The organism is Micromonospora sp. PLK6-60 (assembly GCF_019890675.1).
Taxonomy (GTDB): domain Bacteria; phylum Actinomycetota; class Actinomycetes; order Mycobacteriales; family Micromonosporaceae; genus Micromonospora.
The window spans coordinates 298367-323989 of the sequence record NZ_JAIOAA010000005.1 but is presented as its reverse complement, the minus strand read 5'-3'; the positions used below and the strand labels follow the sequence as shown (position 1 = coordinate 323989).

The 25623-nt window shown below is 74.8% G+C and carries 21 protein-coding genes and 1 pseudogene; 15 read left to right on the top strand and 7 right to left on the bottom strand.

The genetic code is table 11. The annotated features are described in order from the left end of the window. Positions 1 to 63: 63 nt before the first annotated feature. Positions 64 to 693, bottom strand: coding sequence for a TIGR03085 family metal-binding protein (locus K7640_RS12915; protein WP_222955013.1), 630 nt, complete (start codon positions 691 to 693; stop codon positions 64 to 66). Positions 694 to 856: 163 nt separating this feature from the next. On the opposite strand from K7640_RS12915, the gene K7640_RS12910 reads away from it, so the two are divergent. The 3 genes from K7640_RS12910 to K7640_RS12900 all read left to right on the top strand — a co-directional run bounded on the left by K7640_RS12910 (position 857) and on the right by K7640_RS12900 (position 5200). Continuing rightward, positions 857 to 2725 carry an ABC transporter ATP-binding protein gene (locus tag K7640_RS12910; protein WP_222955012.1) on the top strand — a complete coding sequence of 623 codons (1869 nt, stop codon included), beginning with the start codon at positions 857 to 859 and terminating at the stop codon, positions 2723 to 2725. Then, positions 2722 to 4512: an ABC transporter ATP-binding protein gene (locus tag K7640_RS12905; protein WP_222955011.1), complete on the top strand. Its 1791-nt coding sequence runs from the start codon at positions 2722 to 2724 to the stop codon at positions 4510 to 4512. The genes K7640_RS12910 and K7640_RS12905 overlap by 4 nt, the downstream gene beginning before the upstream one ends. A gap of 100 nt (positions 4513 to 4612) precedes the next feature. Further along, positions 4613 to 5200 carry a DUF6058 family natural product biosynthesis protein gene (locus K7640_RS12900; protein WP_222955010.1) on the top strand — a complete coding sequence of 196 codons (588 nt, stop codon included), beginning with the start codon at positions 4613 to 4615 and terminating at the stop codon, positions 5198 to 5200. A gap of 64 nt (positions 5201 to 5264) precedes the next feature. On the opposite strand, the gene K7640_RS12895 is transcribed toward K7640_RS12900, so the two are convergent. From K7640_RS12895 to K7640_RS12885, 3 genes are read right to left on the bottom strand one after another with little or no spacing between them, the layout of a single operon-like run. Then, positions 5265 to 5930, bottom strand: coding sequence for a TetR family transcriptional regulator (locus K7640_RS12895; RefSeq protein ID WP_222955009.1), 666 nt, complete (start codon positions 5928 to 5930; stop codon positions 5265 to 5267). After that, complete coding sequence (locus K7640_RS12890) at positions 5927 to 6682, bottom strand: ABC transporter permease (protein ID WP_222955008.1); 756 nt, start codon at positions 6680 to 6682, stop codon at positions 5927 to 5929. Before K7640_RS12890 ends, K7640_RS12895 begins: the two co-directional genes overlap by 4 nt. Continuing rightward, positions 6679 to 7401, bottom strand: a complete 723-nt coding sequence (locus tag K7640_RS12885; RefSeq protein WP_222955007.1) for an ABC transporter ATP-binding protein — start codon at positions 7399 to 7401, stop codon at positions 6679 to 6681. The genes K7640_RS12890 and K7640_RS12885 overlap by 4 nt, the downstream gene beginning before the upstream one ends. A 106-nt stretch (positions 7402 to 7507) precedes the next feature. Here K7640_RS12885 and K7640_RS12880 point away from each other — a divergent pair, with 106 nt between their 5' ends. From K7640_RS12880 to K7640_RS12865, 5 genes and pseudogenes are all read left to right on the top strand, one after another. Next, positions 7508 to 7897: a MerR family transcriptional regulator gene (locus K7640_RS12880; RefSeq protein WP_222955006.1), complete on the top strand. Its 390-nt coding sequence runs from the start codon at positions 7508 to 7510 to the stop codon at positions 7895 to 7897. Positions 7898 to 7982: 85 nt separating this feature from the next. Then, positions 7983 to 8687, top strand: a pseudogene (locus K7640_RS30805) (nucleotidyltransferase domain-containing protein); the annotation flags it as partial. A 180-nt stretch (positions 8688 to 8867) separates the two neighbouring features. After that, entirely contained in the window at positions 8868 to 9284 is a 417-nt protein-coding gene (gene hisI, locus K7640_RS30165) for a phosphoribosyl-AMP cyclohydrolase (protein WP_308042542.1), read from the top strand. After that, a complete protein-coding gene (locus tag K7640_RS12870; protein WP_222955004.1) occupies positions 9281 to 10834 on the top strand; it encodes an anthranilate synthase component I in 1554 nt (517 codons plus the stop codon). Before hisI ends, K7640_RS12870 begins: the two co-directional genes overlap by 4 nt. Beyond that, positions 10831 to 11406 carry a Trp biosynthesis-associated membrane protein gene (locus K7640_RS12865; RefSeq protein WP_222955003.1) on the top strand — a complete coding sequence of 192 codons (576 nt, stop codon included), beginning with the start codon at positions 10831 to 10833 and terminating at the stop codon, positions 11404 to 11406. The genes K7640_RS12870 and K7640_RS12865 overlap by 4 nt, the downstream gene beginning before the upstream one ends. On the opposite strand, the gene K7640_RS12860 is transcribed toward K7640_RS12865, so the two are convergent. Continuing rightward, complete coding sequence (locus tag K7640_RS12860; RefSeq protein WP_222955002.1) at positions 11399 to 11653, bottom strand: hypothetical protein; 255 nt, start codon at positions 11651 to 11653, stop codon at positions 11399 to 11401. The genes K7640_RS12865 and K7640_RS12860 overlap by 8 nt on opposite strands. 495 nt (positions 11654 to 12148) lie before the next feature. Here K7640_RS12860 and trpC point away from each other — a divergent pair, with 495 nt between their 5' ends. From trpC to trpA, 3 genes are read left to right on the top strand one after another with little or no spacing between them, the layout of a single operon-like run. Beyond that, entirely contained in the window at positions 12149 to 12952 is an 804-nt protein-coding gene (gene trpC, locus K7640_RS12855; protein ID WP_222955128.1) for an indole-3-glycerol phosphate synthase TrpC, read from the top strand. Between the two features lie 38 nt (positions 12953 to 12990). Next, positions 12991 to 14220: a tryptophan synthase subunit beta gene (trpB, locus tag K7640_RS12850; protein WP_222955001.1), complete on the top strand. Its 1230-nt coding sequence runs from the start codon at positions 12991 to 12993 to the stop codon at positions 14218 to 14220. A 2-nt stretch (positions 14221 to 14222) separates the two neighbouring features. After that, positions 14223 to 15026: a tryptophan synthase subunit alpha gene (gene trpA / locus K7640_RS12845; protein ID WP_222955000.1), complete on the top strand. Its 804-nt coding sequence runs from the start codon at positions 14223 to 14225 to the stop codon at positions 15024 to 15026. Positions 15027 to 15212: 186 nt separating this feature from the next. Here the strand turns inward: trpA and K7640_RS12840 are convergent, their stop codons facing one another. Then, positions 15213 to 15749, bottom strand: coding sequence for an NUDIX domain-containing protein (locus K7640_RS12840; protein WP_222954999.1), 537 nt, complete (start codon positions 15747 to 15749; stop codon positions 15213 to 15215). Between the two features lie 103 nt (positions 15750 to 15852). Here K7640_RS12840 and lgt point away from each other — a divergent pair, with 103 nt between their 5' ends. Both lgt and K7640_RS12830 read left to right on the top strand, forming a co-directional pair. Next, positions 15853 to 17049: a prolipoprotein diacylglyceryl transferase gene (gene lgt, locus K7640_RS12835; RefSeq protein ID WP_222954998.1), complete on the top strand. Its 1197-nt coding sequence runs from the start codon at positions 15853 to 15855 to the stop codon at positions 17047 to 17049. A 20-nt stretch (positions 17050 to 17069) separates the two neighbouring features. Then, the gene (locus tag K7640_RS12830) at positions 17070 to 18251 is read left to right on the top strand and encodes an NAD(P)/FAD-dependent oxidoreductase (RefSeq protein ID WP_222954997.1); all 1182 of its coding nucleotides are present in this window, start codon (positions 17070 to 17072) and stop codon (positions 18249 to 18251) included. A gap of 134 nt (positions 18252 to 18385) precedes the next feature. Here K7640_RS12830 and K7640_RS12825 read toward each other — a convergent pair whose 3' ends face one another. Next, on the bottom strand, positions 18386 to 19231 hold the full coding sequence (locus K7640_RS12825; protein ID WP_222954996.1) for a GNAT family N-acetyltransferase: 846 nt from the start codon (positions 19229 to 19231) through the stop codon (positions 18386 to 18388). 147 nt (positions 19232 to 19378) lie between these two features. On the opposite strand from K7640_RS12825, the gene gltB reads away from it, so the two are divergent. Together gltB and K7640_RS12815 are read left to right on the top strand one after the other, a co-directional pair. Continuing rightward, the gene (gene gltB / locus K7640_RS12820; RefSeq protein WP_222954995.1) at positions 19379 to 24073 is read left to right on the top strand and encodes a glutamate synthase large subunit; all 4695 of its coding nucleotides are present in this window, start codon (positions 19379 to 19381) and stop codon (positions 24071 to 24073) included. Then, positions 24066 to 25571 carry a glutamate synthase subunit beta gene (locus tag K7640_RS12815; protein WP_222954994.1) on the top strand — a complete coding sequence of 502 codons (1506 nt, stop codon included), beginning with the start codon at positions 24066 to 24068 and terminating at the stop codon, positions 25569 to 25571. The genes gltB and K7640_RS12815 overlap by 8 nt, the downstream gene beginning before the upstream one ends. The last annotated feature ends 52 nt before the right edge of the window (positions 25572 to 25623 follow it).

Genomic DNA, 25623 nt, shown 5'->3' with positions numbered 1-25623 from the left:
TCGAACGTCGTCGCTGGGCCCGGTCCCCGCTCACCGGTGCGTGACGGGGACCTGCACGGTCGGTCAGAATCCCAGCCGGGCCGAGCGCAACCGGTCGGCCGCCGCGGTGGGGCCGTCCACCTGCACCCGGGCCACCCGCTGCCGGCCGGAGAGGAAGAGCACCACCTCGCCGGGGGCGCCCACCAGTCGCAGCCGGTCGCCGCCCCGGCCGACCCGCAGTTCCCCGTGCCCGGGGGCCTGGACCAGCAGGTCCGCCGGATACCGGCGCAGCGACATCCGGGCCAGCAGCGCGGCCCGCTTCCAGAGCGCCGCCGACAGGCCGGCCGGCAGGTCCCGGGGCAGCCAGCCGCCCTGGGCCCGGCGGACGTCCTCGTGGTGGATGAAGTACTCCACCAGGTTGGCCAGCTCGTCGGTGAGCGGGTTGCTCACCGGACTCCAGAGCGGGGGCCGACGCACCCGGCCGACCAGCTCGGCGTACGGCAGCGCGGCGGTCCGCCGGCGCACCGCCTCGCCGTACCCGCGCAGCGGTGGCAGCAGGATGCCGCCGGCGGCGTCCGGCCGGCGTTCCCGGACGATCAGGTGGGCGGCCAGGTCCCGGGTGGTCCATCCCTCGTTGACGGTCGGGGCGTCCGGTCCCAGTTCGAGCAGCAGGTCGGCGAGCGCCGCACGCTCGGCCCGGGCATAGCGCGACATGGACCGATGGTAGGCGCGGGGCGGCCGGACGGCGCGGCGGGCGCGGCCCGGGGCGTCGTCCGGAGGGTCCGACGTGATGCCGGACATAGCGGCGCGGGGCGGCGGAGCCGGCCGCGACCGGTAAGGATGAGAGAGATACTGGTGGCTTACGGCGGGGGAGAGCGTGACGGGCGGGACGAGTCGGGATGTGCTCGGCCGGGGACTGGCGGTCCTCGGCCAGGCGATCCGCGAGCAACCACGGATCTTCGCGGTGGCGGTGGCGGGCAGCGTGCTGTTCGGCGCCATGGTCGTGGCCAGCGCGTTCGTGGTCGGTGCGGTGGTCGGCGAGGTGGTGGTGCCGGCGATCGCCCGCGGCTCGGTGGGCACCGGCGTGCTGGCCCTGGCCGCCGCCGCGTTGTTCGGGCTCAGTGTGCTGCGCGTGGTCGGGATCTTCGGCCGCCGGCTCGGCGCCGGCTACATGCAGTTCCGGCTCCAGGCCGCCTACCGCCGCCGGGTCACCCGCCGCTACCTCGACCTGCCGCTGGCCTGGCACCAGCGCAACGCCACCGGCACCCTGCTCTCCAACGCCAACTCCGACGTGGAGGCCGCCTGGTACCCGATCGCGCCGCTGCCGTTCGCGGTCGGCACGCTGGTGATGCTGGTCGGCGCGGTGGTCTCGCTCTTCCTCACCGACTGGGCGCTCGCCCTGGTCGGCCTGGCGGTGTTCCCGGCGCTGTTCGCGCTCAACGTGGTCTACTCCCGCCGGATGGCGCCCCGGCAGGCCCGCGCGCAGCGGCTGCGCGCCGAGGTCAGCGGCATCGCCCACGAGAGCTTCGACGGCGCGCTGGTGGTCAAGACGATGGGCCGCGAGGCGCAGGAGACCGCGCGGTTCGGCGCCCGGGCCGGTGAGCTGCGCGACGCGCTGATCTCCGTCGGCCGGCTGCGCGGCATCTTCGACCCGATGCTGGAGACGCTGCCCAGCCTCGGCACGCTCGCCGTGCTGGTGGTCGGCGCGATCCGGCTTCGGCAGGGCGCGATCACCGTCGCCGAGCTGGTCAGCGTGGCCTTCCTCTTCACCGTGCTGGCCTTCCCGGTCCGGGCCATCGGCTGGGTGCTGGCCGAGCTGCCGCGCAGCGTCGCCGGCTGGGACCGGGTGCGCCGGGTCCTCGACGCCACCGGCGAGATGCCGTACGGCGGGCGCCGGCTCGACCCGGCCGAGTCGCGGCCGGCCACGCTGGCCTTCCACGACGTGCACTTCGGGTACGAGCCGGCGGAGGCGCACCTGCCCGGCGCCCAGGTGCTCGGCGAGGTCGGCTTCACGGTGCCGGCCGGGAAGACCGTCGCGCTGGTCGGCCCGACGGGCGCCGGCAAGTCCACCGTCGCCTCGCTGGCGGTGCGCCTGGTCGACCCGGACTCCGGCACCGTCACGCTGGACGGGGTGGACCTGCGCGAGCTGGCCGCCGACTCGCTGGCCGGCACCGTCGCGCTGGTCGCCCAGGTGCCGTTCGTCTTCGACGACACCGTACGGGCCAACATCACCCTCGACCGGCCCGGCATCGGCGACGAGGACGTCTGGGCGGCGCTGCGGCTGGCCGAGGCGGACGGGTTCGTCGCCGCGCTGCCCGACGGGCTGGACACCATGGTCGGCGAGCGGGGCACCTCGCTCTCCGGCGGGCAGCGGCAACGGCTCACCCTGGCCCGGGCCCTCGCCGGCCGGCCCCGGCTGCTGGTGCTCGACGACGCCACCAGCGCGGTCGACCCCCGGGTGGAGGCGGCGATCCTGGCCGGGCTGCGCGCCCCGGCCGGCGGGGGCGCCCCCGCGTCGATCCTGGTGGTGGCCTACCGGCGGGCCACCATCGCGCTCGCCGACGAGGTGGTCTACCTGGAACACGGCCGGGTGCTGGCCCGGGGCACCCACCCCGAGCTGCTCGCCACCGTCCCCGGCTACGCCGACCTGGTGACCGCGTACGAGCAGGCCGAGCAGGAACGTGAGCAGAGCGGGACGTACGACGAGGTCACCCCGGCGACCTCGGGCCTGGAGATGGACCGATGAGCGCTACCCCCACCACCGACGCCGAGCGGGCGGAGCGGCCCGAGACGACCTGGCGGACGCTGCGCCGCGGGCTGGCCCTCTCGCCGGAGCTGCGGACCGGCCTGGCCGGCACCCTGGCGCTGGCGCTGATCTACATGGTGGGCCGGGTGGCCGTGCCGGTGGCGGTGCAGCGCGGCATCGACGGCGGGATCGTCGGCGGTCTGAACCTGGACGTGATCTCCACGGTGGTGGTCGCCACGGCCGCCGTGCTGGTGGTCACCACCGTCTGCGGCTACCTGATGATGCGGCGGCTGTTCACGGTCAGCGAGACCGCGCTGGCCAACGTCCGGACCCGGGCGTTCCGGCACGTGCACGACCTGTCCATGCTGCACCAGCAGTCCGAGCGGCGCGGCTCGCTGGTCTCCCGGGTCACCAGCGACGTCGACCAGATCACCCAGTTCCTCCAGTGGGGCGGGGTGATCCTGCTGGTCAACCTGGGCCAGCTGGCGGTCACCACGGCGGTCATGCTGGCGTACTCCTGGCAGTTGACGCTTGTGGTCTACGCCGCCTTCGCGCCGGCGGTGCTGGTGATCCGGTTGCTCCAGCGCCGGCTGGCCGTCGCGTACGGCACGGTCCGGCAGCGGATGGGCGTCCTGCTCGGCACCATCGCCGAGAGCGTGGTCGGCGCGCCGGTGATCCGGGCGTACGGCGTCGCCGGGCGGACCGCGCGGCGGCTGGACGAGGCGATCGAGCGGCAGCGGGAGGCGCAGCAGAAGGCCATCCGGATCAGCATCCTGGGCAGCTCGGTGGGGGAGCTGGCGGCCGGCGTCGCGCTGGCCGGCGTGGTGGTGGTCGGGGTCAGCCTCGGCGCGGACCGTACCCTGTCGATCGGCCAGCTCACCGCGTTCCTGTTCCTGGTGACGCTCTTCATCCAGCCGGTGCAGATCGCCACCGAGGTGCTCAACGAGGCGCAGAACGCCATCGCCGGCTGGCGCCGGGTGCTCGACGTGCTGGACGTCGCCCCGGACGTGGCCGACCCGGGCGAGCAGGGCCGGGAGCTGCCGCCGGGCCCGGTGGACGTCCGCTTCGCCGGGGTGGGATACCGCTATCCGGGTGGTCCGCCGGTGCTGCACGACGTCACCCTGGACATCCCGGCGAAGAGCCGGGTCGCGGTGGTCGGCGAGACCGGCAGCGGCAAGACCACCTTCGCCAAGCTGCTCACCCGGCTGATGGACCCGACCACCGGGCAGGTGCTGCTCTCCGGTGTGCCGCTGGACGCGGTGCGGTTCTCCTCGCTGCGCTCGCGGGTGGTGATGGTGCCGCAGGACGGTTTCCTGTTCGACGCCACCGTCGGGGAGAACGTCCGCTTCGCCCGCCCCGAGCTGACCGACGAGCAGCTCACCGCCGCCTTCACCGAGCTGGGCCTGGCCGACTGGCTGGACGGCCTGCCGTCCGGCCTGGACACCCCGGTCGGGGAGCGCGGCGAGGCGCTGAGCGTGGGGGAGCGGCAGCTGGTCGCGCTGGCCCGGGCGTACGTGGCCGACCCCGACCTGCTGGTGCTCGACGAGGCGACCAGCGCGGTGGACCCGGCCACCGAGGTACGCCTCCAGCGCACCCTGGACGCGGTGACCCGGGGGCGGACCACGCTGGCCATCGCGCACCGGCTCTCCACCGCGCAGGCCGCCGACGAGGTGATCGTGGTCGACCGGGGCCGGATCGTGCAGCGCGGTCCGCACGAGGAGCTGCTGAAGGATCCCGACTCGGTCTACGCCCTGCTCTACGCCTCCTGGCTGGAGCAGACCCGCTAGTCAGGGCCAGTCCTGTCGATCTTGTGCGATAGCGGGGTGAGACCCCGGGGTCTCGCCTCGGGGGGCGGTAATGTCGGTGCGCCTGGATAGAGTCGCCGCCATGGCGGAGGAACCGAGCTTCAGCTCTTCTGATCTTGCATACCTGAACACCGAGTATCGGACCTTGGAGCAGCTCTGCGCCGGCCGCGACGAGACGCCCGGAGATGTCCGGGAGCTGATCGCGGCAGGCCGACTGCCGCAGGCGACGTATGTGCTCCCCGACGGCGTGGAGCTCTACCCGCCCGATTATTTCGCGCTGATCGACGATGCCGGCGGGGTCGATGAGTTGTTCGAGCGCTTCCGTTCCCGCTATGCCGCAGCGTCGAGTGATCTACCCGATGACCTGAACGAGACCTGGCAGGGGTACCTCTCGGGGCAGTTCGGGAAATGCCTGTGGTCGGTGACGCCGGAGGCGATGGCGGAGAAGACCCGCCTCATGAATGCGATCGAGGCGCTCGTCGGTGCTTCCGAGGAAGTCTCCGAGGTCTGGCGCACCGCCCTCCGGGGAAATGTCGACCGGCTCGATGCCCTGGAACGGCCCTTCACCGAGTACGACCGAGGGCTCTGGGGTGACACCAGCCGGGACCGCTGTATCACGCGGGTTCGGCAACGCTTCCCCGCAGTGTTCGACGCGCCCGCCATGTCCTGAGTTGCGTCTCGGCGGCCTGGTAGCGGTGGGTAGTTGATCAGCCCCATCGACTGACTCCGGGGTGTCACGCTCGATCTGACCTTCGCTCTGGTCGGTTCACGCCGCTGCCCGCCGCTCCGCCCACGCCGGGCCCGCCGGTCAAGTCGCCGGTGAGGTAGCGCTGGAGGGTGGGGCCGATCGCGGCGACCAGGGTCTCCCGGTCGGCGGAGGCGATCGGGTCGAGGCGGATGACGTAGCGCATCATGGCCAGCCCGGCGACCTGGCTGGCCAGCAGCGCACCGCGCAGCGGCCGCTCGGCCGGGTCCAGGTCGAGCTGGTCGAGGACTCGGCGCAGGATCTGGGTGGACAGGAACTCGCGCAGCAACCGGGCCGTCCACTCGCTGCTCACCGCCGAGCGGAGCAGGGCCACCGCGGCCTTGCCGACCGGGGAGTCCCAGACGGTCAGGAACGTGCGGACCAGCCGTTCGCCCACCTCGTCCGGGCCGCCGGCCAGCACCGCCGGCAGCAGCTCGGCCGGGTCGATCGGGATCGCCACGGTGGCCCGGAACAGCTCCTCCTTTGTGCCGAAGTAGTGGTGCACCAGGGCCGGGTCCACCCCCGCGGCGGCGGCGATGGCCCGGATCGAGGCGGCGTCGAAGCCCCGCTCGGCGAACGCCGCCCGGGCCGCCGCGAGGATCGCCTCCCGGGTGTCCGGCCGGCCGGGCCGGCGGCCGGTCCGCCGCGGCGTCACCCGCTGCGCCGGCGCAGCGTCGCGGCGGCGAGCACCAGCGCCACCACCGCCGCGCCGGCCACGACCGCCGCGTCGCGCCACATCGTGCCGGTCGGGTCCGGGTGCGCGCCGACCTCCTGCAGGGCCTCGACGGCGTACGACAGCGGCAGCACGTCGCTGATCGCCTGGAGCCAGCCGGCCATCTGGCCGCGCGGCACGAAGAGCCCGCAGAGCAGCAACTGCGGCAGCACCACCACCGGCATGAACTGCACGGCCTGGAACTCGGTGCGGGCGAACGCCGAGCAGAGCAGGCCGAGCGCCACGGCCAGCACCGCGTTGATCCCGGCGATCATGATGACCAGCCAGGCGCTGCCGGCGGTGGCCAACCCGAACACCCGGTACGCCACCAGCGAGGCGACGGTGGACTGGAGCACGCCGGCCAGCCCGAACGCGATGCCGTATCCGAAGAGCAGGTCCAGCTTGCCCAGCGGGGTGGTGAGCAGCCGTTCCAGCGTCCCGGTGGTGCGTTCGCGCAGCATCGCGATGCTGGTCACCAGGAACATGATGATGAACGGGAAGAAGCCCAGCATGATCAGCGCCACCTGGTCGAAGAAGCTGGGCTGGCCGGGCGGGGTGGGCTGGTCGACGTACATGTAGTAGACCAGGGTGAGCAGCACGGTGGGGACCACCAGCAGCAGCGCCACGGTGCGCCGGTCGTGCCGCAGCTGGCGCAGGATCCGCCCGGTGGTGGCGGCCAGGATGCGCGGGTTCATGAGTTCGCCTCCTCGTTCGCCCGGATCAGCCGCAGGAACGCCTCGTCGAGGTTGTCGGTGCCGGCGGTGGCGCGTACCCCGGCGGGGGTGTCGTCGGCGATCAGCCGGCCCTCGCGGATCAGCAGCAGCCGGTCGCAGCGGGCCGCCTCGTCCATCACGTGGCTGGACACCAGCAGGGTCGTCCCGCTGGCCGCCATGGCGTGGAAGCGGGCCCAGAGGTCGGCCCGCAGCACCGGGTCCTGGCCGACCGTCGGCTCGTCGAGGATGACCAGCTCCGGGTCGCCGACCAGGGCGCAGGCCAGCGACGCCCGGCTGCGCTGGCCGCCGGAGAGGGTGCCGACCAGTTGGCCGGCCGCGCCGGCCAGCCCGACGTCGGCGACCGCCCGGTCGGCCTCGGCGCGGCCCCGGCCGTGCAGCGCCGCGAAGTAGCGGGCGTTCTCCCGGACGGTCAGGTCGGCGTAGACGCTGGGCGCCTGGGTCAGGTAGCCGACCCGGTGGCGCAGCTCCCGCGCCCCCGCCGGCCGGCCCAGCACGGTGACCCGGCCCGAGGTCACCGTCTGCACCCCGACCACCGCCCGCATCAGCGTGGTCTTGCCGCTGCCGCTGGGCCCGAGCAGGCCGGTCACCGTGCCCCGGGGCACCGCGCAGCTCACCCCGTGCAGCACCCGCCGGCCGCCGCGCGCCACGACCAGGTCGTGGGCCGCTATCGCCGCGTCCATCGCCGCCTCCCGGAAACTCATCAAGCGTTGAACTCAACGGTAGATGAAAAACCATCGGTCGAGCAACGGTTGACTTCGAGTGGACTCGAACTGAAAGCCTGTCCGGGTGGACACCCGCACGCAGGAGCCGAGTCTCTCGGTGGGCGAGGCCGCCGCCCGGGTCGGCCTGACCACCTACACGCTGCGCTGGTACGAGCAGGAGGGCCTGGTCGCGCCGGTCGGGCGGGACTCGGCCGGCCGGCGGCGCTACACCGAGGACGACGTCGGCTGGCTCTTCCTGCTCACCCGGCTACGCCGCACCGGGATGCCGGTGCGCGACATGCGCCGCTACGCCGAGCTTGCCCGGCTGGGCGACCGGACGATCGGCGCGCGGCGGGCGCTGTTCGAGGCGCACCGGGCCCGGGTGCTGGCCCGGATGAGCGAACTGGAGGAGGACCTGAAGATGCTCGATCTCAAGATCGACCTCTACCGCCGGGCGGAGGAGGAACTCGCCTGACCTGGCGGCGGGTGGGCCCGCAGACCGGACAGCCAGTGCGGCAACGGGCATTGCGCCCCGAAAAGGGGTACGGCACGATGGCGCGGTGGGTCACCCTGCGTCACTTGAGCACGGCTTTCTCGCCGACTGGGTGGCCCGCCTGCGCCGGGACGTCCGGCGCCCGGTCCTCGGCATCCTGCTGCGCGGCAGCCACGCCCGCGGCGGCGCCACCGAGCACAGCGACGTCGACCTGGACGTGCTGGTCGGGGCGGGGGCGCCGGAGGCCGGCCCGGCCGGTGACCCCCACCGGGCCTATCTCGCCGAGACCGGCGGGCGGCTGGTGCACCTCTCGGTGGCGGTCTTCGACCTGCGCCGCTGGCTGCGCCGCCTCGGTGAGCCGGCCGACTGGGCGTTCGGGTTGCCGGTCAGCGCGCCCGCCCGGCTGCTCTGGGCCGATCCGGCCTGGCGGGCGCGGCTGGACCTGCCGGTGCTCTGCCAGCCGGCCGGGCCGCCCCGGCTGGAGGAACTGATCGCCACGCTGGGTAAGGTCGCCGGCGCCCGCGCCGAGGACGACCCGATCGGGGTCCGGCTGGCCGCCGCCGACCTGGCCCGGCTCTGCCCCTCGGTGTTGCGGCTGGTCAACCCGGAGGTCCGGGTGGTCTCCCGCCGGGCCGCGCTGGACGCGGCGCTGGGCCTGCCGACCGCCCCGCCCGGCTACCGCGAGGACATGCTGCGCTGCCTCGGGCTGCGCCCGGCCACCGTGGCCGAACTGCACACCGCCGCCGACCGGCTGGTCGGCGGGACCGTCGCGCTGGTCCGCCCGTACGCCGGGGAGGTCGCCGCGGTGGCCGGGCCCGACCTGGCCGCCGCGCTGGCCGATGGCCGGCTGGGTCGGTACCTGAGGCAGCTGTCGCCGCCGGCGGGCGGGACGCCGCGACCGCGCCGGGACGCGGCGACAGTGGCGGTGGCGCGTGCGGGACAATGGGTCACTGTGCCCGTACCTGACGCCGCCCCGACCGGCGGACCCGCCCCGACCGGCCCGGCCCGCCCGTCCCGCCTCGATCCCGCCATCGCCGCCCGGCTGCGGCGCACCCCCGACGGCCTGGTGGCCGCGGTGGTCCGCCAGCACGACTCGGGGGAGGTGCTGATGCTCGCCTGGATGGACGACGAGGCGTTGCACCGCACCCTGACCACCGGCCGGGCCACCTACTGGTCGCGCAGCCGGCAGGAATACTGGGTCAAGGGCGCCACCTCCGGCCACCACCAGCACGTCCACTCGGTGGCGGTGGACTGCGACGGGGACGCGTTGCTGGTGAGCGTGGATCAGGTCGGGGCGGCCTGCCACACTGGGCACCGCTCGTGCTTCTTCGAGGAACTGCCGGTCACCCCTGGAGGCGATGCCGCATGACCGACGGGACGGTCAGCCCGGATCAGGCGAGCTTCGCCGAGCTGGCGGCGCGCTGGCGGGTCGTGCCGGTCACCCGCCGGCTGCTCGCCGACGCGGAGACCCCGATCGGCGTCTACCGCAAGCTGGCCGGCGGCCCGGGCACCTTCCTGCTGGAGTCCGCCGAGCAGGGCGCCGGCTCCGCGGGCACCCCCTGGTCGCGATACTCGTTCATCGGGGTGCGCAGCCTCGCCACGCTCACCGAGCGCGACGGCGCCGCGGTCTGGACCGGCCGCCCGCCGCCCGGGCTGCCGACCGGCGGTGACCCGGTGCGGGTGCTGCGGGAGACCGTCGAGTCGCTGGCCGGGCCGGTCTGGGATCCGGCCAGCGGCATGCCACCGCTGACCGGCGGGCTGGTCGGCTATCTCGGCTACGACTTCGTCCGCCGCATCGAGCGGCTGCCCGAGCTCACCGAGGACGACCTCCGCCTGCCCGAGCTGGGCATGCTGCTCGCCACCGACCTGGTGGTGCTCGACCACTACGAGGGTTCGGCGATCCTGGTCGCCAACGCGGTCCTGCCGCCGGCGGACGCCCCGGACCGGGAGCCGCTGGTCGCGGCGGCGTACCACCACGCGGTGGGGCGCCTCGACGCGATGACGACCGCGCTGTCCCGACCGATTCCGCCCATGATCTCCACGGTCGAGCGGCCACCGGTGGGCGGCGTGGTCAGCCGCACCCCGGAGGGCGGCTACCAGAAGGCCGTCGAGGAGGCCAAGGAGGCCATCCGGGCCGGCGAGTGCTTCCAGATCGTGGTGGCCCAGCGCTTCGAACGGGCCACCGAGGCGGACCCGCTGGACGTCTACCGGGTGCTGCGGGCGACCAATCCCAGCCCGTACATGTACCTGCTGCGTTTCGACGGGTTCGACATCGTCGGCTCGTCCCCGGAGGCGCACCTGAAGGTCACCGGCGACGCCGACGGGCAGCGCCGCGCGCTGCTGCACCCGATCGCCGGCACCCGCCCGCGCGGCGCCACCCCGGAGGCCGACGCCCGGTTCGCCGCCGAGCTGCTGGCCGACCCGAAGGAACGCGCCGAGCACGTGATGCTTGTCGACCTGGGCCGCAACGACCTGGGCCGGGTCTGCCGCCCGGGCACCGTGGAGGTGCCGCAGTTCGCCACCGTCGAGCGGTACAGCCACGTCATGCACATCGTCTCGACGGTGACCGGCACCCTGCGCGCCGACCGGACCGCCTTCGACGCGCTGGCCGCCACCTTCCCGGCGGGCACCCTCTCCGGCGCCCCGAAGGTCCGGGCCATGGAGATCATCGAGGAGCTGGAACCGGTCCGGCGCGGCCTCTACGGCGGCACGGTCGGCTACTTCGGCTTCGGCGGCGACCTCGACATGGCCATCGCGATCCGCACCGCGCTGCTCCGCGACGGCCGGGCGTACGTGCAGGCCGGGGCGGGGGTGGTGGCCGATTCCGATCCGCACGCGGAGGACCAGGAGACCCGGAACAAGGCCGCCGCCGTGCTGGCCGCGATCGCCGCCGCCGAAACCCTCAAGGCGGCCCGGTGAGTACCCCGGCCGACGAGCCGACCCGGCGGGCGCGGCGCGAGCTGACGTACGCCGTCCTGTTCTGTCTGGCCGGCGCGGGCCTGGCGCTCTGGGCGGCGACCCGGACCTGGGCGGTCGAGCTGGCCGAACGGCCGCCACTGCCGCCGGTGCGCACCGCCCGCACCGGCGGCGCGCTGCTGCCCTGGTTGCCCGCGCTGGCGGTGGTCGGGCTGGCCGGCGGGGGAGCGGTGCTGGCCACCCGGGGCGCGGTGCGGCGCGCGCTCGGCGTCCTGCTCGCGCTGCTCGGCCTGGCCGTGGCGGCCGGCGGCGGTTACGGCCTGGTCGCCGCGTTCGGTGGTGAGGTGAGCCGGCAGTGGCCGGCGTTGTGCCTGGTGGGTGGGGTGCTCGCGGCGGCCGGCGGCGGCCTGACCGCGGTACGCGGGCGGGGCTGGCCGGCGATGGGCGCCCGGTACGAGCGCCCGGCCCGCGACGGCGACGGTGGCCCGGTGCCGGCCGAGGGGCGGGTCACCGGGCGGCGCACCACGGAGGCGTGGGACGCGCTGGACCGGGGCGAGGACCCGACGGTCAGCTGACCGGCTGGCGGTCCCGGGCCGCGGCCCGGGCGGCGGCCAGCTCGGCCACCAGCCGGTCCAGTTCGGCCCGCTGGTCGGCGCGGGCCCGGTCGGCGCAGACGGCCTCCCAGGCGTTGCCCCGGGCGGTCCGCATCCGGGACTCGCCGACCACGGCCCGTTCCAGCGTGTGCACCACGCCGACGGCCAGCGACGCCACGGTCCGGGAGATGGTGGTCAGATCGATGCTGGACGACTCGGGGCTGGTCATGGTCACCTCGCACGGTCAACGGTGGCGACGGTCGGGCGGACGCCTCGTCGAGTCTGCCCGAACCGATGCTGCCCGGCTCACGTTTCGCCGTGGTGACGGGCGGATCAACTGTCCCTTGACCTGCCCGACCTGGGTAGGGCCGATCAGCCTTGAGCTTGGTCACACCGCCGGACCGGGCCACCCCCGTGCTGCGCGGGGCAACGGATCGTGGTCAGATAGGTCATGGGCGGTGATCGATGAAGCGGTCGGGAGTGCCGCCGCCGGAGTGTGACGGCGGTCGATCCGCGCGGTGGCCGTGCGTGACATCCCGTTCACCGGAAGTCGGTCATTATGCCGCAGTCCATTTCGTGAGGAGCGCCATACCCCCGGCACCTGGCGGCTGGTGGCGCCCCCTAGCATCGGCCCATGACGCCCGGAGAGGGGAGTCCGTTGGTGACTGCTGAGCATGCGCACGCGGAGGGGGACGACGCCGGGACCACGGCGGCGTCCGCAGGCGTGCTCGACGAGATCCTGGCCGGGGTGCGGGAGGACGTCGCCCGGCGGCAGGAACAGGTTCCGCTGGAGCGGATCCGGGAGCTGGCCGCGGCCGCGCCGCCGCCGCTCGACGCGTACGCGGCGCTGCGCCGGCCCGGGGTGGCGGTGATCGCGGAGGTCAAGCGGTCCTCGCCGTCGAAGGGGCGGCTCGCCGACATCGCCGACCCGGCCGACCTGGCCGGTGACTACGCCGCCGGTGGGGCCCGGGCGATCAGTGTGCTGACCGAGGGCCGCTGGTTCGGCGGGTCGCTGGACGACCTGGCCGCCGTCCGCGCCGCGGTGAAGATCCCCGTGCTGCGCAAGGACTTCGTGGTCTCCAGCTACCAGGTGCACGAGGCCCGCGCGCACGGCGCCGACCTGGTGCTGCTGATCGTCGCCGCGCTGGAGCAGAACGCGCTGGTCGGCCTGCTGGAGCGGATCGAGTCGTTGGGCATGTGCGCGCTGGTCGAGGTGCACACCGAGGAGGAGGCCGACCGGGCCCTGGAGGCGGGCGCGCAGGTGATCGGGGTCAACGCCCGTGACCTGCGTACCCTGGAGGTCGACCGGTCCGTCTTCGAGCGGATCGCGCCCGGCCTGCCCAGCAGCGTGGTCAAGATCGCCGAGTCCGGCGTACGCGGTCCGCACGACCTGATCCGGTACGCCTCCGCCGGCGCCGACGCGGTGCTGGTGGGCGAGGGCCTGGTGACCCAGAAGAGCCCGCGCGAGGCGGTGGCGGAGCTGGTCAACGCCGGCAACCACCCGGCGACTCCCCGGCCGGTGCGCTGACGCGCCCCGGCACCCGTTCGCAGCGAGAGGAACCCGCGATGAGCGCCGACGCGCTGTCCGCCGCGTACCCCGACACCGCCGGTCACTTCGGCCGGTTCGGTGGCCGTTTCGTCCCGGAGGCCCTGGTGGCCGCCCTGGACGAGCTGGACGGGGCGTGGCGTGCCGCGACGGCCGACGCCGGTTTCCGGGCCGAGCTCGACGCCCTGCTGCGTGACTACGTCGGCGCCCCCTCCCTGCTCTACGAGGCCCGCCGGTTCTCCGCCGAGGTCGGTGCCCGGGTGCTGCTCAAGCGGGAGGACCTCAACCACACCGGCGCGCACAAGATCCGCAACGTGGTCGGGCAGGCGCTGCTCACCCGGCGGATGGGCAAGCGGCGGGTGATCGCCGAGACCGGCGCCGGCCAGCACGGCGTGGCCACCGCCACCGCCGCCGCGCTGTTCGACCTCGAGTGCGTGGTCTACATGGGTGAGGTGGACACCCGGCGGCAGGCGCTCAACGTGGCCCGGATGCGGATGCTCGGCGCCACCGTCGTGCCGGTGACCACCGGCTCGCGCACCCTCAAGGACGCGATGAACGAGGCGATGCGGGACTGGGTCGCCAACGTCGACGACACCCACTACCTGATCGGCACCGCCGCGGGTCCGCACCCGTTCCCGGCCATGGTCCGCGACTTCGTGCGGGGCATCGGCGAGGAGGCCCGCCAGCAGTGCCTCGACCTCACCGGCGGCCTGCCGGACGCGGTCGCGGCCTGCGTCGGCGGCGGGTCCAACGCGCTGGGCATCTTCCACGCCTTCGTGCCGGACGCCGACGTGCGGCTGTACGGCTTCGAGGCCGGCGGCGAGGGAGTGGAGACCGGCCGGCACGCCGCGAGCATCACCGGCGGCAGCTCGGGCGTGCTGCACGGCACCCGGACGTACGTGCTCCAGGACGCCGACGGGCAGACGGTCGAGTCGCACTCGATCTCCGCCGGCCTGGACTACCCGGGGGTCGGGCCGGAGCACGCCTGGCTGCACGACAGCGGGCGGGCCAGCTACCTGCCGGTCGACGACGACGCGGCGATGGCCGCCTTCGAGCTGCTCTGCCGCACCGAGGGGATCATCCCGGCGATCGAGAGCGCGCACGCCCTCGCCGGGGTCCGGGTGATCGCCCCGAAGCTCGCCGCCGAGCTGGGCCGGGAGCCGGTCGTCGTGGTCAACCTCTCCGGGCGGGGCGACAAGGACGTGCACACCGCCGGCGAGTACTTCGGCATCCTCGACAAGGAGCAGTGACCGTGAGTCGGATCGGGGTCGCGTTCGACAAGGCCCGCGCCGACGGGCGGGCCGTGCTGGTCGGCTGCATGCCGGCCGGCTTCCCGACCGTCGAGGGCAGCATCGCGGCCATGCGGGCGATGGTCGAGGCGGGCGTGGACGTCATCGAGGTGGAGATCCCCTACTCCGACCCGGTGATGGACGGCCCGGTCATCCAGCGGGCCAGCGACATCGCCCTGGCCGGCGGCGTACGCACCGCCGACGCGCTGCGCATCATCGAGGCGGTGGCGGCGGCCGGCGCCCCGGTGGTCACCATGACCTACTGGAACCCGATCGAGCAGTACGGCGTCGACGCGTTCGCCCGGGACCTGGCGGCGGCCGGCGGCACCGGCCTGATCACCCCGGACCTGATCCCCGACGAGGCGGCCGAGTGGCTGGCCGCCTCGGACACGTACGGACTGGACCGGACCTTCCTGGTCTCGCCGTCCTCCACCGACGCCCGGCTGGAGATGACCACCCGGCACTGCCGTGGTTTCGTCTACGCCACGGCGGTCATGGGGGTGACCGGCGCCCGGGCGCAGACCTCCGACGCGGCCCCGATCCTGGTCTCCCGGGTCCGTGGCGTGACCGACCTGCCGGTCGGCGTCGGGCTGGGCGTCGGCACCGGCGCGCAGGCGGCCACCGTCGCCGGCTACGCGGACGCGGTGATCGTCGGCAGCGCCCTGGTCCGCTGCCTGCTCGATACGCCGGACCTGGCCGGCGGCCTGGCCGCGCTCCGGACACTCAGCGCCGAACTCGCCGAGGGCGTCCACAACCCCGCCCGCTGACCCACCCGCTGTCCGGCGCCGGGCCGGGGCCGGCGTTGGCCCCGTATGCGGCATGCCGGCCGGTCCTGGGCCGGGGTTGGCCCGCTCTGCGGCATGTCGGGCGGTCCTGGGCCGGGGATGGCCCGATGCGCGGCATCTCGGGCTGAGCCGGGCTGGGGATGGCCCTCGCTGCGGCAGGTGGGGCCCTCAGGACGGCGCGACGTGCGGCGCCTCGGGCTGTCGGGTGCCGGGGACGGTGCGCGTACCCTCCGGGCGCAGGTCGCGCAACACCCCGGACCGGCCGGCGGTGGCGTCGGCGACGGCGGCCCGGGTCACCGGGGTGACGTCATCGGGCAGCGCGTCCGGCCGGTGCCAGGCCAGCGCGCAGCCGGCCGGTGGTTCGGCCGCCGGCCGGCCGTCGACGGCCCGGAACACGTGCACCACCACGTCGGGCGGAGAGCCGGGCGGCAGGTCGGGCGGAGAGCCGGGCGGCGATCCGGCCGGGGCCGGCCGGCCGCACGGCGACCCGCTGAGGTGATAGATCCCGACCAGGTCGACCGGCTCCACCCGTCGGCCGGTCTCCCGCCGGACCTGCGCGGTGACCGCCGCCGTCGGGCACTCCGGGCGGCGTGGCCGGCCGCCGGGCAGCGCCCAGCGCCGTTCGCCGCCGCCCTGGCGGCACAGCAGCACCCGGCCGGCGTCGTCGACGACGATCGCGGCCACCGCCCAGGTCGGCCCGCTCATGGACAAAGAGCCTACGGCCCGGCAAATCATTCGTCACCGGTTACGACCGGCCACCGGACCGGGGGTGCCGCCGGGGCGGTCCGCAGCGGTAGCGTGTGCACCCGTGACCCTCGCCTCGACGATCCCCCAGGCGGCCCTGCCGAGCCCCGCCACCGCCGTGTGGCAGCTCGGGCCGGTGCCGATCCGGGCGTACGCGCTCTGCATCATCCTCGGCATCGTGGTGGCCTGCGTGGTGACCGAGTACCGGTTGCGCCGGCGCGGCGTGGCGCCCGGCGCGGTGCTCGACATCGCGGTCTGGGCGGTGCCGACCGGCATCATCGGCGCCCGCGTCTACCACGTGATCACCTCGCCGGAGAAATACTTCGGCGCCGGTGGTGAGCCGCTCAAGGCGTTCGCCATCTGGGAGGGCGGCCTGGGCATCTGGGGCGCGGTGGCGGGCGGCGCGCTCGGCGCCTGGATCGCCGCCCGGCAGCTCGGCATCCCGCTGACCGTGGTGGCCGACGCGCTCGCCCCGGGCCTGCCGCTGGCCCAGGCGGTGGGCCGGCTCGGCAACTGGTTCAACAACGAGCTGTACGGCGGCCGGACCACCCTGCCGTGGGGGCTGGAGGTCCACCGGATGGACCCGGCGAACCCGGGCCACGCCCAGACCGCCGACGGGCAGCCGGTGCTGCTGCCCGGGCTCTACCATCCGACGTTCCTCTACGAGGCGCTGTGGAACGTCGGCGTGGCCGCGCTGGTGGTCGTCCTCGACCGGCGGTTCAAGCTGGGCCGGGGGCGCGCCTTCGCGCTGTACGTGATGGGCTACACCGCCGGCCGGTTCTGGATCGAGCTGATGCGGGTCGACGAGGCGAACACGATCCTCGGGCTCCGGCTGAACGTCTGGACGGCCGCGCTGGTCTTCGCGGGCGCGCTGATCTACTTCCTGCGGGTGCGCGGCCCGCGGGAATACCTGGTCCCGGTCGGCGTGCCGGCCATCCCGGCGCCGGTCGGCGGCGGCGACCTGTCCCAGGTCGACCTCGCCGAGCGGGAGGCCGGGGCGCGGGCCGTGGCCCCGGAGGGCTACCGGGTGGTCGGCGAGGAGGAGTTCCGGCGCTACCAGGAGACCGGGGAGCTGCCCGAGCCGGCCGTGGAGCCGGTCGAGCCGACCGCCGCCACGGCGGCGGATGAGGCGCCCGACCAGCCCGCCGGCCCGACGGCCGAGGACCGGCCCGCCGCCGAGGGCGCCGAGGATCGGTCCGCCGGCACGGAACCCGACGACGAGCGGGCCGGGGCGGCCGGCCGCCCCGACCGGGACAGCTGAGCGGGGGAGGAGCGGCGCCCATGCGTACCGCGGTGGTGGTCGGTGCCGGCCTCGGTGGCCTGGCGGCGGCCGGGGCGCTGGCCCGCTCCGGGTGGCGGGTCACCGTCCTGGAAGCGGCCGACCGGGTACGCCCCGAGCCCACGGCCGTGGTGCTCTGGCCCAACGGGGTACGCGCGCTGCGCGCCCTCGGCCTCGGCGCCGGCCTCGACGCCATCGCCACCCCGCTGACCGACGGCGGGGTGCGCCGCCCGGACGGCCAGTGGCTGGTGCAGCCCCGTCCCGCGCCGGCCGACCGCACCCCGGTGGTGGTGCACCGGGAGGACCTGCACGACGCGTTGATCGCCGGCCTGGGTGAGCTGGTGGAGCTGCGTACCGGGGTGCGGGTGCGGACGGTGACCGCGTCGCCCGGCGAGCGGCCGGCGGTCGGCGACGGCCGGCAGCGCGTCGAGGCGGACCTGTTGATCGCGGCCGACGGCACGGACAGCGTGATCCGCCGGCACCTGGCGCCGGAGGCCGGTGTGGTCAGCTCCGGCTGCGCCGCCTGGCGGGCGGTCATCCCCTGGTACCGGGTCCCCGACCTGCCCGACGACCAGCCGGTCAACGGCGAGACGCTGGGCGCCGGCTACCGCTTCGTGGCCGCCTCGTTGGGCCGGCGGGGCGAGTCCCGGCGCGGCGGCGTCTACTGGGTGGCCACCGCCGCGGGCGCGCCCCGGCCGGAGCCGCCGGAGACCCAGCTCGCCCTGCTGCGCCGCTGGTACGCCGGCTGGCCGGAGCCGATCGCGGCGCTGCTCGACGCCACCGACCCGGCGGACCTGGTCCAGCAGGAGGTGCGCGAGCTGCGGCCGCTGCCCCGGTCGTACGGATTCCCGGCCGGGCCGGGCGGGGTGGTGCTGCTCGGCGACGCCGCGCACGCCATGCCCCCGCACCTCGGGCAGGGGGCCTGCCTCGCCTTCGAGGACGCCGCCACGCTCGATTCGCTGCTGCGGGAGCGCCGGCTGCCGGACGCGGTGCAGGCGTACGACCGGGCCCGTCGTCCCCGGGCGGCCACCGTGGTCCGGCAGACCCGCCGGATGTCCGCCGTGCTCCAGACCCGGGGCCGGCTGGCCCTGCGGGCGAGGGACGCCGCGCTCGGCGCCATCACCCCCCGCCTACGCAACAGCGCCGCCACCTCCGCCGCCCAATGGCACCCCCCCACCCCATAACCCCACCCACCCACCCCGCGCCCCCGTACCTCCGCGTTGATCATGGAGTTAGCGTCACGACACGCCGGTGCGAGTGACGCTAACTCCATGATCAACATGGTGGGCCCCGGGCGGGGAGGGGGTGGGGTGGGGGGTTAGGGGAGGAGGGCGGTGGGTTCGGCGATGCAGGCGGTGCCGATCCGGTGGAAGCCGACGCGCAGGTAGACGCGGGCGATGTCGTCGCTGCCGGCGGAGAGGAAGATCAGGTCGGTGCCGGCCGCGCGCAGCTCGTGGGCGAGGGCGGCGGTCACCGCGGCGCCCAGGCCGCGGCGACGGGCGGCCGGCAGGGTGGCCACCCCGGCGATCTCCGCCACGTCGTCCACCCGCATCGCCATGCCGCTGGCCAGCGCCCCCTCAGCGGCGGTGCCGGCGAGCACCGAGATGCGGCGGCCCTCGGCGATCCGCTGCCGCTCCTCGTCGAGCGCGGCCACGTCCAGCTCGGTGACGGCGGCGTCGCGCTGCGCCGGCCCGGCGTCGCCGCGTTCGGTGCCGGCGGCGGAGAAGCCGACCGCGGCGACGGCGCGGCGGGCGGCGACGTCCGCCGGGAAGTGCGGGCTGGTCGGGTCGAGGGTCCGCACCGGTACGTCGGTGAGGCTCGTCACCTCCGGCAGCGCCGCCGGGTCCAGCACCATCAGCGGCGCCTCCAGCACGCTCAGCCCGGCCGAGCGGGCCACCGCGAGCAGCTCGGGCGTGCGCTCGTGCACCCACTCGAAGGACTCCGGCAGGCCCAGCTCACGCTGCCGTTCGCGTACCGTGTTGATGTCCGCCAACGACGGCGGCTCGGCGGCGTCCAACCGGGGGCGGGCATAGAACGGCCAGCCGGCGCCGTCGCGGACGAAGAGCACCAGCGGGCCGTGTTCCTCGCCGCGGGCCGCGTCGCGGGGCACCGCGTCGTAGAAACGTTCCAGGCGGTCGAACAGCTCAGCGGGGACGGAATCCACCGCGCGAGACTACACGTCCCAGATGCTGGAAGTGTGATCAATCTGCCCGGGTCTTGCAATCGGCGGCCTAACGTAGACTCAATAGACCCTTCAGGGCCGACGTCGTCCCGACCGTGATCCCACAGCTGTGCGACGACAGGAGGCCCGGTGGCCCTTCCGTACCCTCACACCCCGCAGGCGGCGCCCACGGCCGGCCCGGGGCGGCCCGCGACCGGGCTCTACGACCCGGCCCAGGAGCACGACGCGTGCGGCGTGGCCTTCGTGGCGGACCTGCACGGCCGGCCCTCGCCCGAGGTCGTCGCGAACGGCCTGGCGGCGCTGGTCCGGCTGGACCACCGGGGCGCCCGCGGCGCGGAGCCCAACACCGGCGACGGCGCCGGCATCATGATCCAGGTGCCGGACGGGTTCCTGCGCGCGGTGGTCGACTTCCCGTTGCCGCCCGCCGGGCAGTACGCCACCGGCCTGGTCTTCCTGCCCGACGACGACGCGGCCGAGGCCCGCGCCCGGCAGGTGGTGGAGAAGTACGCCCTGGTCGAGGGGGCCGAGGTGCTCGGCTGGCGGGTGGTGCCGACCGACCCGTCGGGGCTGGGTGAGACCGCGCTCGCGGCGATGCCCCGGATCCGCCAGCTCTTCCTCGCCGCGCGCCGGCTCACCGACTCGCCGGCCGGCCCGGCCGGCTCCCCGCTGTCCGGGCTCGACCTGGACCGGGTGGCGTTCTGCGTACGCAAGCAGGCCGAGCGGGAGACCGCCGAGCGGGGGGTGCCGGCCTACTTCCCGTCGCTGTCCGGCCGGACCATGGTGTGGAAGGGCATGCTCACCCCGGACCAGCTCCCGGCGTTCTATCCGGAGCTGACCGACGAGCGGGTGGCCAGCGCCATCGCGCTGGTGCACTCCCGGTTCTCCACCAACACCTTCCCGTCCTGGCCGCTGGCCCACCCGTACCGGTTCATCGCGCACAACGGCGAGATCAACACGATCCGCGGCAACCGCAACTGGATGCAGGCCCGCGAGGCGTTGCTGCGCACCCCCGACCTGCCCGGCAACATCCGGCGGGTCTTCCCGGTCTGCACGCCGGGCGCCTCCGACTCGGCCAACTTCGACGAGGTCCTGGAGCTGCTGCACCTGGCCGGGCGGAGCCTGCCGCACGCGGTGCTGATGATGATCCCCGAGGCGTGGGAGAACGACCCGGGGATGAGCCCGGACAAGCGGGCCTTCTACCGCTTCCACGCCAGCCTGATGGAGCCGTGGGACGGCCCCGCCTCGGTGGCCTTCACCGACGGCGAGCTGGTCGGCGCGGTGCTGGACCGCAACGGGCTGCGCCCGGGCCGCTGGTGGCGCACCGCCGACGGCCTGGTGGTGCTGGGCAGCGAGGCGGGGGTGCTCGACCTCGACCCGGCCACCGTGGTCGCCAAGGGCCGCCTCCAGCCGGGCAAGATGTTCCTGGTCGACACGGTCAACGGCCGGATCGTCTCGGACGACGAGATCAAGACCGAGCTGGCCGCCGCGCGGCCCTACCAGGACTGGCTGCACGCCGGCCTGATCGGGCTGGACGAGCTGCCCGCCCGCGAGCACACCGTCTACACCCACGACTCGGTCCGCCGCCGGCAGCAGACCTTCGGCTACACCGAGGAGGAGCTGAAGATCCTGCTCGGCCCGATGGCCCGGGGCGGCGCCGAGCCGATCGGGTCGATGGGCACCGACACCCCGATCTCCCCGCTGTCCACCCGGCCGCGGCTGCTCTACGACTACTTCCACCAGCTCTTCGCCCAGGTGACCAACCCGCCGCTGGACGCCATCCGGGAGGAGCTGGTGACCAGCCTGGCCTCCACCATCGGCCCGGAGGGCAACCTGCTCGACCCGGGCCCGGCGAGCTGCCGGCAGATCGTGCTGCCCTACCCGGTGATCGACAATGACGAGTTGGCCAAGATCCTCTCCATCGACGAGGACGGCGACCTGCCCGGCTTCAAGGCGGTCCGGGTGTCCGGGCTCTACCGGATCCGCGACGGCGGCGCCGGCATCAAGGCCCGGCTCACCGAGATCTGCCGGCACGTCTCCGAGGCGATCGAGGACGGCGTGCGCATCCTGGTGCTGTCGGACCGGGACTCCAACGCCGACCTGGCCCCGATCCCGTCGCTGCTGCTCACCGCGGCGGTGCACCAGCACCTGGTCCGCGAGCAGACCCGGACCCAGGTGGCGCTGATCGTGGAGTCCGGCGACTGCCGCGAGGTGCACCACGCGGCGGTGCTCATCGGGTACGGCGCGGCGGCGGTCAACCCGTACCTGGCCTTCGAGTCGGTGGAGGACATGATCTCCACCGGCGCGCTGGCCGGGGTGGAGCCGCGCACGGCGGTCCGCAACTACGTCAAGGCGCTCGGCAAGGGCGTCCTGAAGATCATGTCGAAGATGGGCATCTCCACCGTGTCGTCGTACTGCGGCGCCCAGGTCTTCGAGGCGGTCGGGTTGGACACCCGCCTGGTGCACCGGTATTTCCGGGGCACCCCCACCAAGATCAGCGGGATCGGGCTCAACGAGATCCACGCCGAGGTGGCCGCCCGGCACGCGCTGGCCTGGCCGGCCCCCGGCACCCCGGCCAGCGACCGGCTGGAGGTCGGCGGGGAATACCAGTGGCGCCGCGAGGGCGAGCTGCACCTGTTCAACCCGGAGACGGTCTTCCTGCTCCAGCACGCCACCCGCAGCCGCCAGTACGACGTCTTCCGGCGGTACACCGCCAAGGTCGACGAGCTGGCCGCCCGGGCCGGCTCGCTGCGCGGGCTGTTCACCCTGCGCACCGGGGTGCGCCCGGCGGTGCCGATCGAGGAGGTCGAGCCGGCCACCGAGATCGTCAAGCGGTTCGCCACCGGCGCCATGTCGTACGGGTCGATCTCGGCCGAGGCGCACGAGACCCTGGCCGTGGCGATGAACCGCCTCGGCGGCAAGTCCAACACCGGCGAGGGCGGCGAGGACGTCGAGCGGCTGCACGACCCGCTGCGCCGCTCGGCGGTCAAGCAGATCGCCAGCGGCCGGTTCGGCGTCACCAGCGAATACCTGGTCAACGCCGACGACCTCCAGATCAAGATGGCCCAGGGCGCCAAGCCAGGCGAGGGCGGGCAGCTGCCCGGCAACAAGGTCTGGCCGTGGATCGCCCGGACCCGGCACGCCACCCCGGGCGTCGGCCTGATCTCGCCGCCGCCGCACCACGACATCTATTCCATCGAGGACCTGGCCCAGCTGGTGCACGACCTGAAGTGCGTCAACCCGGCCGCCCGGGTGCACGTCAAGCTGGTCAGCGAGGTCGGCGTGGGCACCGTCGCCGCCGGGGTGGCCAAGCTCAAGGCCGACGTCATCCTGATCTCCGGGCACGACGGCGGCACCGGCGCCTCCCCGCTCAACTCGCTCAAGCACGCCGGCACCCCGTGGGAGCTGGGGCTGGCCGAGGCGCAGCAGACGCTGCTGCTCAACAAGCTCCGCGACCGGGTCACCGTGCAGGTCGACGGCCAGCTCAAGACCGGCCGGGACGTGCTGGTCGCGGCGCTGCTCGGCGCGGAGGAGTTCGGCTTCGCCACCGCCCCGCTGATCGTCTCCGGCTGCGTGATGATGCGGGTCTGCCACCTGGACACCTGTCCGGTGGGCATCGCCACCCAGAACCCGGTGCTGCGCGAGCGGTTCCCCGGGCAGCCGGAGTTCGTGGAGAATTTCTTCCTCTTCCTCGCCGAGGAGGTCCGGGGCTACCTGGCCGAGCTGGGCTTCCGCAGCATCGACGAGGCGATCGGGCATGCCGAGCTGCTCGACGTCACGCCGGCCATCGACCACTGGAAGGGCCACGGGCTCGACCTGGCCCCCGTACTGCACCTGCCGGAGCTGCCGGCGGACGCGGCCCGGCGCGGCGTCCGCGCCCAGGACCACGGCCTGGAGCTGGCCCTGGACAACGAGCTGATCGCGCTGGCCGGGCCGGCGCTGCGCGACGGCACCCCGGTCCGTACCGAGGTCGCCGTCCGCAACGAGCACCGCAGCGTCGGCGCGATGCTCGGCGGCGAGGTCACCCGCCGCTTCGGCGGCGACGGCCTGCCGCCGGACACGATCGAGTTCCTGCTGCGCGGCACCGCCGGGCAGTCGTTCGGCGCGTTCCTGCCGCGCGGGGTCACCCTGCGGCTGCACGGCGACGCCAACGACTACGTCGGCAAGGGCCTGTCCGGCGGCCGGATCGTCGTCCGCCCGGACGCCGCCGCGCCGTTCGCCGGCCCGAACGCCGCGGCCGGGCAGCGCGCCGAGGACCAGATCATCGCCGGCAACACCATCCTGTACGGGGCCACCGCCGGTGAGCTGTTCCTGCGCGGCCGGGTCGGCGAGCGGTTCGCGGTGCGCAACTCCGGCGCGGTGACGGTCGTCGAGGGCGTGGGCGACCACGGCTGCGAGTACATGACCGGCGGCACGGTGGTGGTGCTCGGCGCGACCGGGCGCAACTTCGCCGCCGGCATGTCCGGCGGCACCGCCTTCGTGCACCGGCTGGACCGGGACCGGGTCAACGCCGAGCTGGTCGACCTGGCCCCGCTGCGCGACGAGGAGCGGGGCCGGCTGCACGAGCTGGTGCAGCGCCACTTCGCCGAGACCGACTCCTCGGTCGCCGAAGAGCTGCTCAAGCGGTGGCCGGAGGCGGTGGAGGAGTTCACCGCGGTGGTCCCTCGGGACTACCGCCGGGTGATGGAGATCATGCGGGCCGCCGAAGCCGCCGGCCACGACGTAGACGACGCGGTGATGAGCGCGCTCGCGCCGCAGCCGGCGCCCGCCGCCGCGTCCCTGCCGCCCGCGCCGCGGGCGGTCGCCCAGGAGGTGGCTCGTGCCTGACCCGAACGGTTTCCTGCGCTACGACCGGCGGCTGCCGGCCCGCCGGCCGGTGCCGGTGCGGATCCTGGACTGGCGGGAGGTCTACCCGCCGGCCGGCGAGGAGCTGATCCGCGAGCAGGCCACCCGGTGCATGGACTGCGGCATCCCGTTCTGCCACGACGGCTGCCCGCTGGGCAACCGCATCCCGGACTGGAACGACCTGGTCCGCACCGGCAACTGGGACGCCGCCGTGGAGTCGCTGCACGCCACCAACAACTTCCCGGAGTTCACCGGGCGGCTCTGCCCGGCGCCCTGCGAGGCGGCCTGCGTGCTCGGCCTCGGCGGGCAGCAGCCGGTCACCATCAAGCAGGTCGAGGTGGAGATCGCCGACGCGGCGGCGGCCGGGGGCGGGCTCGACCCGCGCCCCGCGCCGGCACCGACCGGGCGATCGGTCGCCGTGGTCGGCTCCGGGCCCGCCGGCCTCGCCGCCGCGCAGCAGCTCGCCCGCGCCGGCCACCGGGTCACCGTGTACGAGCGCGACGACGCGACCGGCGGCCTGCTCCGCTACGGCATCCCCGACTTCAAGCTGGAGAAGCGGCACGTCGACCGGCGGCTGGCCCAGCTCGCCGCCGAGGGGGTCGAGTTCCGCACCGGCGTGCACGTCGGCGTGGACGTCACCGCCGAGCGGCTGCGCGCCGAGCACGACGCGGTGCTGCTGGCCTGCGGGGCGTTGCAGGGCCGGGACACCCCGGAGACCCCGGGCCGGGCGCTGCGCGGCGTACACCAGGCGATGTCGCACCTGGTGGCCGCGAACCGGGTGGTGGCCGCGTCGGGTGCGGGCCGGCCGGCCCTGGCCACCCTCCCCGACGGCACCCCGATCGACGCGGCCGGCAAACACGTGGTGATCATCGGCGGTGGCGACACCGCCGCCGACTGCCTGGGCGTGGCCCACCGGCAGGGCGCGGCCGGGGTGCACCAGCTCGACCTCTACCCGGAGCCGCCGCACGCCCGGGACGCCGAGCGGGACCCGTGGCCGACCTGGCCGTGGGTGCTGCGCAGCTACCCGGCGCACGAGGAGGGCGGCGAGCGGGTCTTCGCCGTCGCCGTGCAGGAGTTCGTCGACGACGGCACCGGCCAGGTGAAGGGCGTACGGATCGCCGAGGTGACCGTGGAGAAGCGGGACGGCCGGCGGTTCCTGACCGTGCTGCCCGGCACCGAACGGGAGTTGCCGGCCGACCTGGTGCTGCTGGCCATCGGCTTCGAGGGCACCGAGGAGCAGCCGCTGCTGGCCCAGTTCGGGGTGACCCGCAACGCGCGGGGCGCGGTGGACGCCCGGCCGGACTGGCAGGCCGCCGACGGCGTCTTCGTCGCCGGGGACATGCACCGGGGGGCGTCGCTGATCGTCTGGGCCATCGCCGAGGGGCGGGCCGCCGCGGCGGCGATCCACGCGTACCTGGGCGGGGTGGGGGAGCTGCCCGCCCCGGTCGACCCGGCCCGCCAGCCGCTGGCCGCCCGCTGACCCGTGTAAGGAAGGGGCCCCTGTTAACGCATTCGGTATAGCAGGGGCCCCC